The sequence below is a fragment of the Desulfurococcus sp. genome (genome assembly GCA_026626905.1).
Taxonomy (GTDB): domain Archaea; phylum Thermoproteota; class Thermoprotei_A; order Sulfolobales; family Desulfurococcaceae; genus Desulfurococcus.
Genome location: JAPNUX010000003.1, coordinates 223,004 through 239,994 on the forward strand (window position 1 = coordinate 223,004; position 16,991 = coordinate 239,994).

17 protein-coding genes and 1 tRNA gene are annotated in these 16,991 nt (G+C 45.8%); 7 read left to right on the top strand and 11 right to left on the bottom strand.

Annotated features, from left to right (window positions below):
• The first annotated feature begins 141 nt into the window (after positions 1–141).
• Positions 142–669: a nitroreductase family protein gene (locus OWQ48_03255; GenBank protein ID MCY0868232.1), complete on the top strand. Its 528-nt coding sequence runs from the start codon at positions 142–144 to the stop codon at positions 667–669.
• On the opposite strand, the gene OWQ48_03260 is transcribed toward OWQ48_03255, so the two are convergent.
• The 7 genes from OWQ48_03260 to udg form a co-directional block, all read right to left on the bottom strand.
• Positions 666–2,033 (bottom strand): rhomboid family intramembrane serine protease, encoded by a 1,368-nt coding sequence (locus tag OWQ48_03260; GenBank protein ID MCY0868233.1) that lies wholly within the window; start codon positions 2,031–2,033, stop codon positions 666–668. The two genes, OWQ48_03255 and OWQ48_03260, sit on opposite strands and share 4 nt — an antisense overlap.
• A gap of 271 nt (positions 2,034–2,304) precedes the next feature.
• Complete coding sequence (locus OWQ48_03265; protein MCY0868234.1) at positions 2,305–2,889, bottom strand: TATA-box-binding protein; 585 nt, start codon at positions 2,887–2,889, stop codon at positions 2,305–2,307.
• Between the two features lie 69 nt (positions 2,890–2,958).
• Entirely contained in the window at positions 2,959–4,632 is a 1,674-nt protein-coding gene (locus OWQ48_03270; GenBank protein ID MCY0868235.1) for a DUF2070 family protein, read from the bottom strand.
• A gap of 4 nt (positions 4,633–4,636) precedes the next feature.
• Positions 4,637–5,215: a glycosyltransferase gene (locus OWQ48_03275; protein MCY0868236.1), complete on the bottom strand. Its 579-nt coding sequence runs from the start codon at positions 5,213–5,215 to the stop codon at positions 4,637–4,639.
• A gap of 40 nt (positions 5,216–5,255) precedes the next feature.
• A complete protein-coding gene (locus tag OWQ48_03280) occupies positions 5,256–6,023 on the bottom strand; it encodes an ATP/GTP-binding protein (GenBank protein MCY0868237.1) in 768 nt (255 codons plus the stop codon).
• A 54-nt stretch (positions 6,024–6,077) separates the two neighbouring features.
• Positions 6,078–7,916, bottom strand: coding sequence for an ATP-dependent DNA ligase (locus OWQ48_03285; protein ID MCY0868238.1), 1,839 nt, complete (start codon positions 7,914–7,916; stop codon positions 6,078–6,080).
• 225 nt (positions 7,917–8,141) lie between these two features.
• Entirely contained in the window at positions 8,142–8,780 is a 639-nt protein-coding gene (gene udg / locus OWQ48_03290; GenBank protein ID MCY0868239.1) for a type-4 uracil-DNA glycosylase, read from the bottom strand.
• A gap of 139 nt (positions 8,781–8,919) precedes the next feature.
• On the opposite strand from udg, the gene OWQ48_03295 reads away from it, so the two are divergent.
• A tRNA-Ala gene (locus OWQ48_03295) sits at positions 8,920–8,993 on the top strand.
• 11 nt (positions 8,994–9,004) lie between these two features.
• Here the strand turns inward: OWQ48_03295 and OWQ48_03300 are convergent.
• From OWQ48_03300 to OWQ48_03315, 4 genes are read right to left on the bottom strand one after another with little or no spacing between them, the layout of a single operon-like run.
• Positions 9,005–9,541 (bottom strand): 2-oxoacid:acceptor oxidoreductase family protein, encoded by a 537-nt coding sequence (locus OWQ48_03300; protein MCY0868240.1) that lies wholly within the window; start codon positions 9,539–9,541, stop codon positions 9,005–9,007.
• The gene (locus OWQ48_03305) at positions 9,538–10,368 is read right to left on the bottom strand and encodes a thiamine pyrophosphate-dependent enzyme (GenBank protein MCY0868241.1); all 831 of its coding nucleotides are present in this window, start codon (positions 10,366–10,368) and stop codon (positions 9,538–9,540) included. The genes OWQ48_03300 and OWQ48_03305 overlap by 4 nt, the downstream gene beginning before the upstream one ends.
• Positions 10,359–11,477: a 2-oxoacid:acceptor oxidoreductase subunit alpha gene (locus OWQ48_03310; GenBank protein ID MCY0868242.1), complete on the bottom strand. Its 1,119-nt coding sequence runs from the start codon at positions 11,475–11,477 to the stop codon at positions 10,359–10,361. Before OWQ48_03310 ends, OWQ48_03305 begins: the two co-directional genes overlap by 10 nt.
• Positions 11,477–11,734: a 4Fe-4S dicluster domain-containing protein gene (locus OWQ48_03315; protein MCY0868243.1), complete on the bottom strand. Its 258-nt coding sequence runs from the start codon at positions 11,732–11,734 to the stop codon at positions 11,477–11,479. The genes OWQ48_03310 and OWQ48_03315 overlap by 1 nt, the downstream gene beginning before the upstream one ends.
• A gap of 170 nt (positions 11,735–11,904) precedes the next feature.
• Between OWQ48_03315 and OWQ48_03320 the strand changes: the two genes are divergently transcribed.
• The 5 genes from OWQ48_03320 to OWQ48_03340 all read left to right on the top strand — a co-directional run bounded on the left by OWQ48_03320 (position 11,905) and on the right by OWQ48_03340 (position 16,789).
• A complete protein-coding gene (locus tag OWQ48_03320; GenBank protein ID MCY0868244.1) occupies positions 11,905–13,104 on the top strand; it encodes an inorganic phosphate transporter in 1,200 nt (399 codons plus the stop codon).
• Between the two features lie 40 nt (positions 13,105–13,144).
• A complete protein-coding gene (locus OWQ48_03325) occupies positions 13,145–13,855 on the top strand; it encodes a DUF72 domain-containing protein (GenBank protein MCY0868245.1) in 711 nt (236 codons plus the stop codon).
• Positions 13,856–13,857: 2 nt separating this feature from the next.
• Positions 13,858–14,883: an RsmB/NOP family class I SAM-dependent RNA methyltransferase gene (locus OWQ48_03330; GenBank protein MCY0868246.1), complete on the top strand. Its 1,026-nt coding sequence runs from the start codon at positions 13,858–13,860 to the stop codon at positions 14,881–14,883.
• The gene (locus OWQ48_03335) at positions 14,880–15,386 is read left to right on the top strand and encodes a hypothetical protein (GenBank protein ID MCY0868247.1); all 507 of its coding nucleotides are present in this window, start codon (positions 14,880–14,882) and stop codon (positions 15,384–15,386) included. Before OWQ48_03330 ends, OWQ48_03335 begins: the two co-directional genes overlap by 4 nt.
• 164 nt (positions 15,387–15,550) lie before the next feature.
• On the top strand, positions 15,551–16,789 hold the full coding sequence (locus OWQ48_03340; protein MCY0868248.1) for a dicarboxylate/amino acid:cation symporter: 1,239 nt from the start codon (positions 15,551–15,553) through the stop codon (positions 16,787–16,789).
• Positions 16,790–16,991: the final 202 nt, after the last annotated feature.

Consider the following 16,991-nt stretch of genomic DNA (forward strand, 5'->3'; position numbering starts at 1 on the left):
TTACAATAGAGGGTTCAACAGTTAATAGAACTTCGAGAATAATCCTAGATATCCGTGTTTGCAGTGTAAGGTGATCACCAGCTACCTAAACCGTAATCTTATAATCTGACTCCCACACGAACTATAAAACGGTAGAGTGGTATGAGTGAAGCCCTGCTAGAGCTTCTTAAGTCGAGGCGGAGTATAAGACGGTTTAAACCTGAGCCTATTCCTAGAGAGCTAATCTTGAAGATTATTGATACAGCTAGGTATGCACCGAGCTCTGGGAATAGCCAGCCATGGAGGTTCATTGTTGTTGAGGATCCCGAGGTGAAACGTAAGCTCAGCGCTTTACACGTGGGGGCTAGACCACTACTGAACGCGCCTCTCGCTGTAGTCGTCGCGTGCGTGGTTGATGAATCACCTACATCTTATCTCCTCGACTGCGCTAATGCAACAATGTACTTCATGCTGGCAGCACATGCACTAGGGCTTGGCACAGTATGGATTCAGACACTAAGAAACATTGAAGCAATTAGATCTATATTGGAGTTGCCAGCTAACGTGATACCGGTATCAGTGCTAGCAGTAGGCTATCCAGCTGAGAATCCACCACCTAGACCCAGGAGAAGCCTTGATAAAATAGTCTACTTGAATAAGTACGGGGAGGTATTTCCAAGCCTGCCTTAGAGTAGTGGAGGTATATACGTGTACTCCTCTGTGAAAGCTGAGACTTCGTCAGCCTTCTTAACTGAGATTATGGCGAGGATCGTTAGAGCCAGGGATGCTATGCCACCAAGGCTGAGCGCGGTCTCCATCCTCAATCTCTCCGAGTGCAGCTCGAAGTTTATAGTAATAGGGTTTCCTAGCACGGCGCTCTCACCTAGGCTAGATACCCTTATGTTCACTACGCGTGTATTCATCCATCCACTCCCGTAGAGAATAACACCACTGCTATCGTATGAAGCATTCGCGTGTAGCTCTACTGGAACCGTTAATCCACGTATAGTCACGCTATAAGTTGCATCTATCACTAGACTTTCCCCACTTAAACTGGGATTGTAGATGTAGGGTTGCATTCTACCTAGCAGTATCCTGACTACGTCAACTGGGCTGTAGGATATCTCCACGCCGCCATCCCTGTATACTACAAGGGATACTGTATCTGATGCTGTAGCTGTACCGCTGGAAGCCTGAGCTCTCATAATATACGTTAACGGGGGCTCGGATGTAAGAGTGTAGAGGCTGTAAGCGAAGCCTGCTGCCACAGCCACCAGAAAGATTATTAATACCGCCTTAGTGATCTTTCCTAGCCCGCGCCTTCCAGTAAAGATCACACCTATGCTCCTATACCAGTCGTATAGACTACTAAAAGCCCAGTAAGCGTACTGCCTGGAAGCCCTCCTCGCGATAAGGTAGGTCATGGCAATTCCAGCTATAAATCCACCCACATGAGCGAAGAATGCAACTCCTCCAAGCCTAGCATACCCGTATATCACTTGCTCCGCAAACCACACCACGAGGAATAGTGAAGCTGGAACAGGAATACAGTAAGGCAGGAATAAGAAGAACATGCACCATATGAGCCTAGTGTGAGGGAATAGCAGGAGGTATGAGCCGAGGACACCACTTATCGCCCCCGATGCACCTATAGCAGGTATAACTAGTGAATCATATCCTCCAACTGGAATTATAGCCACATAGAATAGTGTGGCTGCAATCCCTGAGAGCATATAGAGTGAAAGATACTTCCTCGAGCCAAGGTAGCCTTCAACACTCTTACCGAACAACCAGAGGAAGTACATATTGAAGAATATGTGAAAGATGTCTGCATGAGTAAACATTGATGTAAACACTCTTACTACGCCTTGAATGGGATTAGTGAACAGTAGAGCGGGGATAAAGCCTAGAGAGTAAACGCTCTCCTCGGTTGACTGGAGAAACATGTATGGGTAGCTAGTGTAAAGGTAGATTAATGTATTAGCGAGCACTAGGAGATAAGTTACCTTAGCTGAGCCTCTCACCCTAACTCTCTCTCCTGGAACCACAACCATCTAAAGTACCTCTTGCAACCTATAGCGGATATTCTACATTTTGAAACTAGATTATATACTGTAGCATTAAAATCTAAAATCCAACTTGCAGTCAACGGGGATTTAATACAGCTTCTACCCGGCCAGGTGATTGAATCCTGAAGCCATTATTTAAAAAGACCCCTGTTGAACGCTCGATCAGAGTGAGCATTAGAGGTCTTCATCCCTTCATGGTCTAAGGCTGCCCGCCTCATCACTTAGTAGTAGGGATTCCATTAAGGTTTATTAAAGACTATTCTTCTTCAGGACGGGCTTCAACGATGCATCCAGCCTCATAGAGCTGCCTAGCTATATTGTGTACGGCGCGTTCAACCTCGCCTTCTTCTTTAGCTCCTGTAATCACCATTTTACCACTACTGAATATCAAGAGGACTACTCTAGGATCTCTCATCCTATGTATTAAACCAGGGAACTGCTCCGGCTCATACATGCTGTCTTCAAGCGTGTAGGCTGCTTTCTCAAGATTGACGTACGCGTGGATGTCACCGCCTGCGACAATATTCTGTATTTGAACTCGTGGTCTACCATGTATGTCAATACCGTTTTTCATGAACGTCTTTATGATTCTTTTAACTGCCTCTACAAGCTGCTGAGTGCTCTTAGTGCCTGTAACCACCATTTTACCCGACCTGAATATTAGTGCGGTGGCTCTAGGCTTCTCAAGCCTGAATATTAAGCCTGGGAACTGATCAGGCTTGTAGGTTATACTTGGAATTCTGGTTTCAATGAGCTCTAAGTCAAGGTCGTGCTCTAGGATGACTGTAGCCACAATGTTTTCAACGCGATAACTGGTTTTAAAGGGAAGGGCCTTGCTCATCGCTTTAATCACCTATTCAAACCACTTTAATAAACCCGTGTAGCTTTATAAACCTGGTATACCCTGAGGCTAGTGGAATCCCAGCATCCAGGCTACTAGTGGTAGAAGAAAAGCATAGGATAATAAGAGTACTGTTGACTCGATATACGTCTCCTTAAGCAGGTCTTCGAGCACGCGTGCTGAGTAACCCATAACTTTAGCATCAAACCTCATTGAAGAGTAGAAGGCTCCACGCATATAGGGCTTTGATACCAGCTCTCTTACAGCTTCCTCTAGATCCCGTAGAAGCTCTGGCGACTCGTGTACTGGTACATAGGTTAGAGTAGCTCTGGTACCGGTTTCACTATGCTCGTCATTCGTGAATACCTCCACGTAGTCGGCTCCAGTCAGCTCCCTGAGAATCTTGACCAGTTGATCCCTGAGGCCTGGCTTCATATTGTTTCCTCTAAGGTAGAGGAGGACTACTCTCCCCCGCCCTTCCCCGGCTATTTCGAGCAGGCATGCATCCCCCTCGATCAACCCTGGCGACTTCGACTTAAAGCACACGTATCTTGATAACACTTCTACGGGTGGAAGCTTCTTCAATTCTAGAGCTTGATTTAAAGCTTCCTCAAGGAGGTTTTCAAGTGCTCTTATATCATGCTCTACTTCCTTCTCCCAGTTATGCGAGTCAACTAGAATGAGGTTCCCTAACCCCATTCTCTTCACTGTAGCGTTAAAACGCATGTACACGTAGTATGGTGGGTCGTCAATACCCCTACCAGGTCTCGAAGTAAACGCCAGGATCAGCTTATCAAAGACGAGCATTAGAATCTCCCAGTTGTCTTCTCCACTCAGTCTCAGTGCGCCATGATACTGTAATCTCACTCTCCCAGCGTCGAGGATCATGGATTGAACTCTCTTCAAGTACTCTGCAAGATACCTGCTTGAAGCGAGATTTCTATCGTGGAACCCGTATCCGTGTAGCGTTATAGCTGTATAGCCTAGCCTCCCCAATAGCTTCTTCAACTCGCCTGGCAGCTCACTGCTACCAGTATTAGAGAACGGGCCGTAGTGTAGGTCCGTGTAGACTACCACTAGGTCATCCAGGTATATGGCTTGCGGGTGCACGATCTCATAGGTGGATAGGGCTTCAAAAACTCTCTCTATATCTTTTTTCCTATCAAGCCAGTTCTGTAGGTACAGCGTACCGAGGTCTGGTGCACTAAAACTGTTTACCCTATGCCTACTCAGCACGAGGTATATCACGTAGTCTAGCACTATGAATAGCAGTAGAAGGATTGAAGCTCTACTTACAGCTAGACCCAACGGCTCCTCCACTACAAGGGAGGATATAGCTATTGATGTAAAGGCTGGTGAAACCGCTATAATATACCTCCACCACCTGGTTCCATCAAGCCCTTGAAGCACAGCTATCACTAGAGTAGAAGACGCGGTAACAGCTAGAATCCAATCCTTTGTCACCACATCGTACAGCAGAGTATACAGTAGTACCACTAGTGTGAGGCCAAGTATTCTCTTCAACTTGTAGAATACAGTGGATGGATAAAGCAGCCCATAGATCCTCAATACGATTACAAGCATTATGGAATTCACTAGTAGTGGCGTAGCACCTGCTCCTTGAAGTATTAAGAGCACAGTAGAGAGTACTACGAGTAGAGCTGCAAGAGTTCTCCAGTGGGGTAGCGTGAAGAGAACCGTGTAGTACTTGCTTACTGATGTTCTAGGCTTGTACAGCTTCATTGGTTCACCACTTGAATGAAATATATAGGTATATGCGGAGAGATACGAGCAGAACTATAAATAGTAATGCCAGTAGAGGACTGGAAAGCCGGGATAAACCCACGTAAATCAATGCTAGCCCGGCTATAACTGTAATAGATGTTACGAGTATATCTGAAACAACATAGAAGAATAAGAATAGCAGTATAAAGACTAGTATAGAGAGCACCTCTAAGCGATGCATGAAGGGGAGATTCGCTAGAATAGGCCATATGGATAGAGATGCCAGCAGAGATATAGTGATCCTGAAGAGAAACCAGCCTACCAGCGTCACCAGGATGGAAACCACGATGAAGACTGCAAGTGACCCAGTGTATCCTAGGCCAGCATGTATAGCACTTAAATAGGCTATGTAGCCTCCAATCAAGCCTAAGCCTAAAGATACAGCGATCTTAACGATAAACCTTCCAGCTAGAAGCAGGATCAAGCCGTAAATAACAGCCAGCTGTGAAACCAGGCTACCCGTCTCTAAGGTTATCCACTGGCTCATCATGGAACCCCTGTAGCCGCCGGCATCCTTGCATAGAAATATTATCCCCACCATTTATATTGTTGGCAGCAGGTATTCTTTAATAAGGTTCAGTTCAGGTTAAATCTCCGCAAGCACAGAAAGCTTCATGAATTAGAGAGTGTAGCTCGTAAAACCCTCTATTCTCGACTACCGATACTTCAACAGCTCTATATGGCCCCTTAGTCTTCATAGCCACGTTAAGTAGGTCTGGTATAATTTCAACGGCAAAACTGTGCTCACTAGATGCCAGCTTAACCAGATCTGATGGGTTTTCAACTATTAATCGCAGTATCTCAGGTCTCCTGGCCGCATCTGTTTTGCTGACCACGGGAACTGTAGTTAAACCCGTCTTCACTTGCAGGAGAACGTAGATGAACCAGAGCGTGACAGCATCAGCAACGGATTCTACGGTTGAAGCGTCTATAAGATATGCTAGTACTGTGTTTCCACGCCTAGCTATATGCCTGAGGAAGATGTTGCCGGCAGGCCTGAATATAAATGCCTCCATCTGTCCAGGTGTATCCACTAGCACAAGATCCCATTTATGCATGTTGGAGAAGGGAGGCTTAGCTAGCATGAGGTCAATGTAATCAAGTAGTAGCTCTGAGGATTTCACGAAGGCACCATTAGGTCCTAGACCGTACTTAGCCATTACATCTCTCAGCGTGAAAAACTCTCTTATATCGAGAGTAGGAGTATAGCCTAGCTCCTCAGCACCCGGGTCTAAATTCACTATTGCTGTCTTTAAAAGCAGGTTTCTCCGAGCCCACTCACTATAGGATTTAACAAGGCTAGTCTTGCCTGAACCAGCTGGACCCACAAATACAGCGACAACCACCATCACTTGCTCCCATATACTCCTGAAACTCCGGCATGGTTTATGAAGAATTTTCAACTACTGTTCTTCCATGCTTTTAGTTTCACTAGTGATCTTCTTTAACTGCCTCTGGTACATTTCAACTAGCTCCGAGCTAGTAGTAGCATCCTCCGGATTCTTATCTGTTCTCCACCGTATGAACCTCGGGAATCTTATAGAGATACCTGCATCACTTCTAAGCTTCCCGTACGCGCATGTATGTATTGGCGAAAGAGTTAGCTCGGCTCCTATTATCTCAGCAACAAATACTGGTTCAACCCATACATCAGGCTCCATTTTAGCTACTACACGGGGATGTCTTCTATCCCTTAAGTAGGGTTTAAGCATCTCCGGTAGCTTATCAAGGTCTTCATCCGAGAAGCCTGAGCCCACCTTGCATACCGTCTCGAAGACATCCTTCTCCTCATTGTATGCAGCCATTAGAAGAGCACCGTACTTTCCTCCTCTACGCCCCTTCCCGTAGAAGGCTCCCACTACGACTAGGTCTACTGTATCAATCATTTCACTTCTATAATCACGCTTGAACTTAATCCACAGCCAGCCTCTAGTTCCAGCCTGGTATATTGATGAATCATGGATTGCTTTAACCATGACTCCTTCAGCTCCCTCACTTACAGCCTTTAAGAAGAATTCTTCAAGCCTGTCAACGCTACTCGTCTTCACGTACTCAGCGATCATGAAGTTCTCTGATCCTTCCACTATCTCCTCTAATTTCCTCCTCCTCTCGGGCAGCGGCTTCATAGTATAGTCCTCGCCATTCAAGTATAGGAGGTCGAAGAGGAATACTTTGACAGGATATTCTTTAACTGCTGAACGGATATCATGCTTTCTCTTCCTGTGCATTAACTCTTGGAAGGGTTTTAACTCGCCGGTTTCAGGATCGTATGCTACTATCTCGCCTTCAACTATTGCTTCCCTAGCCTTCAAGCTGTTTCTAGCCATCTCCACGACATCAGGGTACTGGTGGGTTATATTCTCAAGCCTTCTAGAGTATATTAGTACCCTACTATCCTCCTTGTGGATCTGTGCTCTCTCACCATCATACTTGTATTCTACGAATGCTTCACCGCCAACCTTACTGAGTATTTCTCTAGGCTCGCTGAGTCTTTCAGCCAGCATAGGCCTTATAGGAGTCCCAACCTCAGGCTTCAAGTTTCTCAGGGAATCTAAGCCTTTAGAGGCTAGTAATACTGCTATCTCTCCTAGATCTGCTCTAAGATTGTATGCTCTCTCGATTACCTGTCTTGCAGCCGCTCCACCCCCGTAGGTTATAGCGAGGGCATCCATTATTGTTGCTTCACCTATACCTACTCTCAAGCGTCCTTCAACAAACCTCACAATGAACTTAGCCTCCTTGGGTGAAGCATCTCTTAAAAGCCCTGCTAGGAGCCTTATCTTCAAGTCTTTGCTTCCTTCTCCTTGAGCCATAGCTATCCTAGCTAGTGTGTCATAGACTCTGTTAACAGTTAAACCTTCAGCCTGCTGCCTTGTAAAACTGAGTAGTGTGACATGCTGGGGCATCTTACTGGTAACCCTGGCCTTCAACTGCTCAGCTGTTCTACCAAGGTCTCCTACACTCTTAGCTAAGCTCTCCACTTCTGATTCACTAGTATTCACTGCTAAAGCTATAGACTTAACTATCAGCTTCTCTCCTACCCCTAGCTCGGGAAGCCCCTTCCAATCAGGCCATAGTCTACCCTGGATTAAGTACACTACGCGGTCTAGTATCTCTATAGGTGTCTGCTTAAATAGTGATGCAAGCATGTTTGTCATCTGAATTCTAGATGATATGGCTTCAACACGCTCGAAAATCTCGGCAAGTAGACTTAAAGGCATATCACTCTGTCTCTCACTCATAGTAGTACACCAATCCCACTACTAGTGTTTCATGATACCCCGTTATAAACCACAAGATCAAAATTTTTCAACCCCAAAGACATTACATTCTATCGAAGTGATGAGAACCCGGCAAGTATGAGCCAGGCGGCCATGATTGATCAGTGTTACGCTGAGAGGAATACTTAGGGCCTCAAAAACCTGCTCTTGGAGGCTGCGCGTCTAACAGTATCCTCTCCTCTAGTATTAGCGCTTATGCTTAGCTGAATCCTCCGCGAAGTCTAGAATTGTTCTCCCGCCAGGTTTTAGCGAGTACTCTGCATACCTTTTTATCGTGGTCTTAAAGTCTTCTTCAAGAGTGCTCTTTAAGCCTGGATTATAGAGGGCTGCGGCAGGATGGAATGTAGGCACTATAAACACGTGTAAGCCTGCTATACGGGCACTATAAGGCTTGCCGTGCATTTCACTCATGTTAGACCATTTAAGCCCTGCAATCCTGAATAAAGTTCTAGCTGCATGCCTACCAAGTGCTACTATCAGTTTAGGCTTGATTAACTCGATCTGCTTGATCAGGTATGGGAGGCATGCTTCAATTTCATCTTCCTCGGGATCCCTGTTTCCCGGGGGCCTGCATTTAACAATATTAGTTATGTAGACGTCTTCCCGCTTAAACCCTATGGACTCAATGAGCTCTGTGAGAAGCCTGCCGGCGGGCCCTACAAAAGGCCTCCCCACTTCATCTTCTTTTTCACCTGGAGCTTCACCAATAAACATGATCTTACTGTTAGGGTTTCCTTCACCTGGAACTGGATTCCTCCTATACTCGCTCAGCCTGCACTTTCTGCAGCTGGCAATAGCGTTGATGAGCTCACTCCACTCAGACATCTCTTACCCCCATGTGAATCAATGCTAGTAGCAGGAGCTAGAGGCTATTTTTATGCTTAACTTACATCCCAGTAAAAGAATGTAAGGCTTTTAGATGTAAGAATTTAAAGGCTGATGTTAATGCTGGTAGTAGAGTGGTGGGCCGGTAGCTCAGCCTGGAAGAGCGCCGCCCTCGCAAGGCGGAGGACCCGGGTTCAAGTCCCGGCCGGTCCACTCCTTCTACTCTAGGCTGGTAGAGAGTAGCCTAGCTCGAGTGCCTTAATGTTTATTTGATGCCATTTCTCGGGTACTAGCTCGACTATAGTTTTCTTCAAGTGCTCTAGGTCGAGTAGCCTGCTCACCTTTACTATGTGGCCGGCTATAATTATGTTAGCGACTCTTCTAGTAGCTAGCTTGACTTCAGCTAGCTCACTATACCTGTGTGAGTACAGCTTGTAGCCTCCGAATAACCTGGGTTCAACGTACTCTTCATCAATAAATACGATTGAGGATGGCTTCAGTAGCTTAATGTATTCTTCCACCCTATACGGGTACATGAAGACAGCTATATCAGCTGATTGAACCTTCACGTAGTCTATATCATGTATAGAGTCTCCTACGACTACATCAGACCTGCTTTCCCCACCCCTGATCTCGGAGGCATATGTCTCGGTTGCCACTGCATATAGTCCAGCGTACTTGCTAGCTGCTAATCCTAGCAGTCTTCCCAAGAGTAGCACGCCTTGGCCTCCTCTCCCCACTATAAGTATCTCCCGTTTCACTTTACAACACCCTGCCTCTCCAGGTATGATGGATTATCTCTCACCAGGAATTCACCTACCACAATACCTGTATTCCAGTCTATATCGGCTTCATCAATGGTTGGATTAGGCTTGTACTTAACTTTCTTCTTCAACTCATTGTACATTTCAACAGGGTTCCTCAAGCCTATGTGTCTTCCATAGACTTCCGGGCACGTGCTGATCACCTCGATGAATCTAAACCCCTTCATGCCTAAAGCCTTATAGAAGAACTGCTCGATGTAGTGGGGTAGTGTAACGCTTGCTCTAGCAACGTAGTTAGCGTTGAGTGATGCTACAACCTTCACGATATTTAAAGGTGGCTCCGGGTTCCCGTAGGGTGTGGTTGTCGTTCTAACCCCTAGAGGCGTGGTGGGAGCCATCTGACCTCCTGTCATAGCATAAACGAAGTTTGTGAGCATTACTGTGATTAAATCCATGTTTCTTCTAGCAGCATGAAGGATGTGGTTCCCGCCTATCCCGGCTATATCGCCATCACCTCCTACAACTATTACAGTGAGATCTGGGTTAGCTAGCTTTACTCCTGTTGCGAAAGGTATAGCTCTCCCGTGGAGGACGTGCGCTGAGTCGTAGTTAACATAGAATGATAGTCTAGCAGCACACCCTATGCCTCCAACCCATACAACTTTATCCCGGTTTACTACACCTTCATTAATCCTCCTGTCAAGAGCTCTCAGCATAGCTCCTAGCGCTATACCCAGCCCGCACCCCGGGCAGAATAATGTTGGTATTCTATCAACTCTTAAATGCTTATCTAGAGGATGAATGTACCTGGAGGCTACAGCCATGGCTCTACAGCCTCTAAGACTTCTCTCACTGTGGGTAGCTCTAGGTTTATCACTGGAGCCGGGTAGACCTCTCTATCCCTGAAAATCCTCTTCATATCTAGGTATAATTTCCCTATGTTATTTTCTACAACAATGACTCTCTTAGCTTTAACGCTATTCAGTATCTTCTCCTCATTGAGAGGCCAAAGGGTCTTTAACCGTAGAAGTCCTGCTCTAACACCCTTTCTCCTCAGCTCTCTCATAGCTGCATAGGTTGACCGAGCAGTCGAACCGTATGAGACTAAGGCTACTTCAGCGTCATCCAGCATGTATTCCTCCTGCTCGAAAACGAAGTCGAGATGCTTGATGATCTTAGATGTCAACCTTAAAGCAGTATTCTTATGGTACTGGGTTGATGGAGCATAGTAGCCTCTCTCATCGTGGGTTAGTGATTCAGCCAGTACTCTGAATCCCTCACCGAAGACGGCCATTGGGGGGATTAAGTCGTCGTCAGGCATGTATGGCTTGTAGCCTTCTCTGCTTGAAGGCTTCTTTCTCTCAACGATTTCTACCTCCCCTCTCTCATATATTCTTAAAGGCTCCCATAAGTGAGCGATGACAGCATCACTTAAGAGTATCACTGGTGTTCGCAGTTTCTCAGCTGTATTGAATGCTTTAATTGTTAGATCATAAGCTTCCTGGACACTCCACGGCGCGTAGCTTGGAATAACGTAGTCTCCGTGCGCCGGCCATCTGACTTGGAATACATCTGCCTGCGTGGTTTTAGTGGGGACTCCGGTGCTAGGCCCAGCTCTCATGACATTTACAACTACTATGGGTGTCTCAGTCATAACAGCCAGCCCAATCCCCTCAGCCATTAGAGAGAAGCCTGGGCCGGATGTAGCAGTCATAGCTTTAGCTCCAGCCCAGGATGCCCCTATTATAGTATTTATTGACGCAATTTCATCCTCCATCTGAATGACAATACCCCCTCTCTTAGGGAGGTGTTCGGCAAGATACTCCATTATATCAGAGCTTGGGGTTATAGGATACCCAGCGTACACTCTTAGCCCAGCAGTCATAGCGGCCTCTGCTATAGCCATATTGCCGGATGCAAAGGTGAGCTTCATTACTGGACAGCCTCCACGAATATAGCGAAGTCCGGGCAGTTGAACTCACAGAGCCTGCAGCCTATACACTTCTCCATGTTGGCTGGCTCAGGTGGATAGTAGCCATATTTGTTGAGGAGGCTGGATTTAACGAGGACCTTCGTGGGGCATACAGCTATGCATATACCACACTCCTTGCATCTATCTACTATGACGTTAACTCTGTACTTCTTGTTCTCTCTGGTGATCAACTCTAACTCCACGCGGGGTGTAGTCATGGATAACACCTATTCTAACCGGAGTATACAGATTTACAGTAGCGTATATATATGTAATACAGGTATATGTGAGCTGTAAGCTCTGAGATACCAGTATTACAATACTATAAAGTTTAAATTCCAGCTCTAGCAGTTAATGGAGGAGTACCGGTTTCAGCTGGTGATTTACCATGAATATCATTGCTTTAGCAGGCTTCATCGGGGCATTTATGCTCGCATGGATTGATGGAGCTAATAATGCTGCTAACAGCATAGGCACTCTTATAGGCGTAAAAGCTCTAGATGTACGGAAAGCTCTACTAGTAGCAGCAGTCTTCGAGTTAATCGGGGGGTTAGTGTACGGGCATTACATCTCTACAACACTTACCTCCACCCTAATTAATACATCCGAGGTGCAGCCTACAATCATAGCCCCAGGTTTCACTATAGCGTTATTTACATCCTTTATGATCGTTTACACTGCAACGAGAATCCACATACCTTTCAGTATCAGTATAGTTGTCGTCGGAGCTCTTTCAGGAGTAGCTTTAGCAGTAAAACCTGAATCCCTCAATCTAGCTCTACTCGCCGGTCTCCTGGTACTCTGGATTATAATACCTTTCACTGGTACCGCAGCCGGCTTCCTCTACTACAAGCTCTACGCGTTTCTCCGCTCAAGGAGAAATATATATGTTAGAACAGTTATCCCTCTTCTACTTCTCTACACGGTATTCACTATTTCAGCAGTCTACATGGCTATACCCAGCGAGCTCGTCGGGAATATAGCTCTCTCATCAACTATAATGGCCATTATAGCTGTACCACCGCTACTAGTAATCCTGTATACCCGTAGAGCTACCAGTAGCAGAGTAGAGGCGAGAGAAGACCTCGAGGACTTCGTCTCCAGGTTTAACAATAAGATGCTTCTAGCATCATCTTCAATACTGGCTTTCACGCATGGAGGCCATGATGTAGCCAACGCGTCAGCCCCATTAATGGTCATCCTCGAGTCAACGGGCTCGGAGTACTCTAATAGGATGCTTTTGATACTCGCCTACTCCTCCCTTGGGATCAGTATGGGTGTCCTCATGTGGGGTATTAGTGTTGCTAGAACTATAGGCGAGGAGATCACGCTGTTAAGCCCTGAGTCAGCGCTTATAGCTAACATAGCAGGAGCTCAGGCCACACTAATAGTGACAAGGCTAGGCCTCCCAAGCAGCATGGTTGGCATTATAGTAGGCTCAATAATGGGGGTCGGCTTTGCGAGAGGAGTCTCAAAGGTGAATACAGGTCTCTTCACGAGGATTCTAGCATACTGGTACATAGGTTTCACTATAGCTATGATCCTCACGTTTACTGCAACACGCCTCCTGCTAGCTCTCGGCGTCTAAAAACCACTTAAACCATGATTCCGGGAAACAGGGGTTTTTCTTGGAGATTTATGTTGGCACCAGCGGCTGGCTCTACGACTGGAATGAGGGTGCATCACTAGACTGGTATGTAGAGGAATCCGGATTAAATAGCGTGGAGCTTAATGCAAGCTTCTATAGATTCCCGTATAGAAGCCAGGCTACCTCCTGGGTTAAACGCGGCTGGGCATTAAAGTGGAGTATTAAGGTTCACAGGTCGATAACTCACTTCAGAAAGCTGCGTCCTGAAGCCCTGGATACATGGTTTAGATTCCATGATTTATTTAAGCCTATGGAGAGCGTAATAGACTTCTACTTATTCCAGATGCCGCCTAGTTTCAACTGCAGCAGTGAGAACCTGGCAAGGATCACTAGATTCCATGAAGCATCGAATACAGGATTAAAAATGGCTGTAGAATTCAGGAATAAATCCTGCTTTAATGAGAGAATTATAGAGTGGTGTAGAGAAAATGGTATAGTAGTAGTCTCAGTTGATTCACCTATAGCTTCATGGATTGTTGAGTGCAACAGAATAGTCTACTTGAGGATGCATGGAAGGACAGCTTGGTATGCTCACGACTACAGTGTAGAAGAGTTGAGAGAAGTGGCTAGCAGGATAACTGAGTTGAACCCCGAGAAAGCCTACGTCTTCTTCAATAATAACCACTGGATGCTAGCAAATGCCCGCATAATGAAGAGTCTTCTCGAATCCATGGAGGGGTCGAGTACTTGAGTATAAAGCTGTACGATATCTACAGGGAGATATACACCGAGCCATCCAGCAATGCTGTTGAACTAGCATTAAGATACGGCTACCTACCCTACATGATTCAAAGATACATCGATATGCTTGGATACAATGAGACTCTCGAGCTCCTAGAAGCCTTCACGAAACCCGTGAAACCCGTGGTTAGAACTAACACACTGCTAATTCAGCCCAGTGAGCTTAAAGGGAGACTTGAGAAGCTGGGCTTCCAGCTAGAAGAGATCCCATGGGCTCCAGGATCCTTCTGGGTTGTTAAAGCGCCTGGAAGCCCGAGTATAGGCTCCACGCATGAGTACTTGAAGGGATACTACTACGTGCATAGGGATGCAACCAGCTTGATACCAGTGATCCTCCTCCTAGGCGATGGGTATAGAGGAGATGTACTAGACGCTTGTGCAGCACCTGGCGGTAAAACCTCATTCATAGCACAGATACTTAAAGAGAGAGATGGTGGCATCGTCTACGCTAACGACTACGTGCTCTACAGGCTTAAATCACTTATAGGGCATGTTATGAGAATGAAGCTAGATAACGTGGTTGTCACGTGGAGTGACGCAGTAAAGCTACCTAGCAGGATAGGAAAAAAGTTTAAGAGAATACTACTCGACGCCCCCTGTAGCGGTGAAGGTAGAATATCCGTAGACCCTGGCAGGAAGACTCGGACAAGTATCCTTGACCTAGCAGTAATGGTTAAACGCGAGATTAAGCTTCTAGACAGCTTGATTAATGCACTAGACGAAGATGGAGTGCTAGCGTACTCTACGTGTAGTATAGCCCCCGAGGAGAATGAATACGTTGTAAGCAGGATACTCGAGAAGAGAGGGGACATAGTGATAGTAGAACCCTCTGTCAAGCTATTCGAGTATAGCGGGTGGTTAACAAGCTACAGGAACCTGGAGTTTCCAGAGGAATTCGAGAAGTGCGTGAGGGTATGGCCTCATAGACACAGCTTATTCGGGTTCACAACATGCTTGATTAAGAGGGTTAAAGCTTGAGTAAAATCAAGATTAGAAGAGGAGTAGCTGGAAGGCAGCTAGTTGCAAGACTCTACAGAATCCTAGAGGAGGTGTTTAATGCTAGACTGGAGAGATATATCAGCGGTAGACTAGAATACACGTGCATCAATAACACGTGCATAGTATACGAAGCAAGCACAGGCTTCACCGAGAGGAACCTAGTAGTACTGTACATGAGTTCATGGATAGCTATAGTTGTAAGAGGGGAAGTAGTTCCATCAATAACTTTAGCAGATAGAATATTCCGTGAAAAAGGGTATAGAGCCACCATAATAGTAGGAGATAAAGGCGTTAAAGCATTCCTCTACGGCAACGACATACTCCCAGAGAGCATAGTTGAGAAGCATGAGCCCGTAGACAGTATTGTCGCAGTAGTAGACTCCAGCGACTACGAGATACTAGGATTCGCGAAATACAATCCCCGTAGAAGAATCTACGAGAACATCTACGACCTAGGAGTATACCTCAGGATACTAGGCTAAACTACACCAGGCCGAGCTATACTGAATGTTAAGCCTCACCCTCGTATCCTACAAGATCCAGATACCTAAGCTTACATGGAGGGGTAAGGCAGGGCATGTTAAATTATTATATAACAAAACTTATAAGATATGGAAGCAATCATATAGTTGTTAAGGTGAAGTACATGGGAAGTGGGAAATCTCCCTACAGGTTTCTAATAGTTATAGGGGTGGCATTCCTGGCTGGAATAACCTCAGGTTACATTATAACTCAGACTGTCCCCGCCAACGTTTCCTCTGAGGCGGCATCCTGGCTGAAAGCTCTAGGAGATATATTCGTTAGGTTGATTAGGATAATTATTCCACCACTAATATTCTTCACTATTGCAGCAGCCACGTCAACTATAGCTAATGCAAGACAGCTAGGCGTGATCCTGGCATGGATGCTATTCCTCTACATTATTACTTCAGCGCTCGCCGCATACTGGGGTGTCCTCGGTGGATCAATCTTCCAGCCTGGCATTGGAGTAGGGCTGCAAGTGCCAGCTGGGTTTAAGCCACCAACACCTCCATCAGGACCCGAGCTACTCCTCTCATTCTTCCAGCTAGATTTCGCAAACCTCCTAACTGTCGGTGGAGCAATGACCATGATAATACTAGCAATGATCATCGGTGTTGCAGCAGTACTAATGGGTGATCCTGGTAGAAGAATTGCTTCAGTTCTCTCGCTCCTCTCAGACCTCATGGTGAAAACCGTGCAAATTATAATGTACTATGCACCTATAGCTGTATTCGGTTATGCTGCCTGGCTTATGATATCCTATGGACCTAAGATGCTGGGAGCCTACGCTAAGTTTCTTGGTGTACAGTACTCGTTTACTCTATTCCACTTCTTCGTTATATACTCCATAATAGTAGCTATTGGAGGGTTAAACCCAGTCAAGTACTTTAAGGCTCAATCAACCCCCTTCCTCATAGCGTTCACAACGCGCTCCTCAGCCGCCACACTACCCTTCAATATGGATGCAGCTAGGAGAATGGGGATCCCGGATGAAGTATTCAAGATAACTCTCCCTATCGGGGCCACAGTAAACATGGATGGAACAGCATTATACCAGGCTCTAAGTGCATTATTCATTGCACAGTTATTCGGCATAAATCTTACACCATGGCAGCTGGCTATGACAGTAGTTGCAGCAACAATAGGTTCTGTAGCCACAGCAGCCATACCAGGTGGAGAAACCATAATGCTCGCCTACGTGCTCTCAGTAGTGGGATTACCATTAGAGGGGATAGGTATAATGCTAGTAATAGACCCGTTAACAGACGCTATAAGAACAGCAATAAATGCATCCGGGGATAATGCTTGCTCAGTACTAATAGCTAAGTTAGCCGGCTATAAACTCCATGAGCCCCAAGTATAGGATCCTCATGGTTAAACTGTGCATTAACTAACTTTTTTAATTTTTAATCAAATGCATGAAACCACTGAGACCAGATCTTCTATCCCTCCCGGCTGGTATTTAACTCTTAGAAGGCTACCTATAGATTACTCCCAAGTAAATGGTGTGTTACCTCTATCTACGAGAACTAGCATAAGCTTTAAGAAACACTTTAGTATCCAAC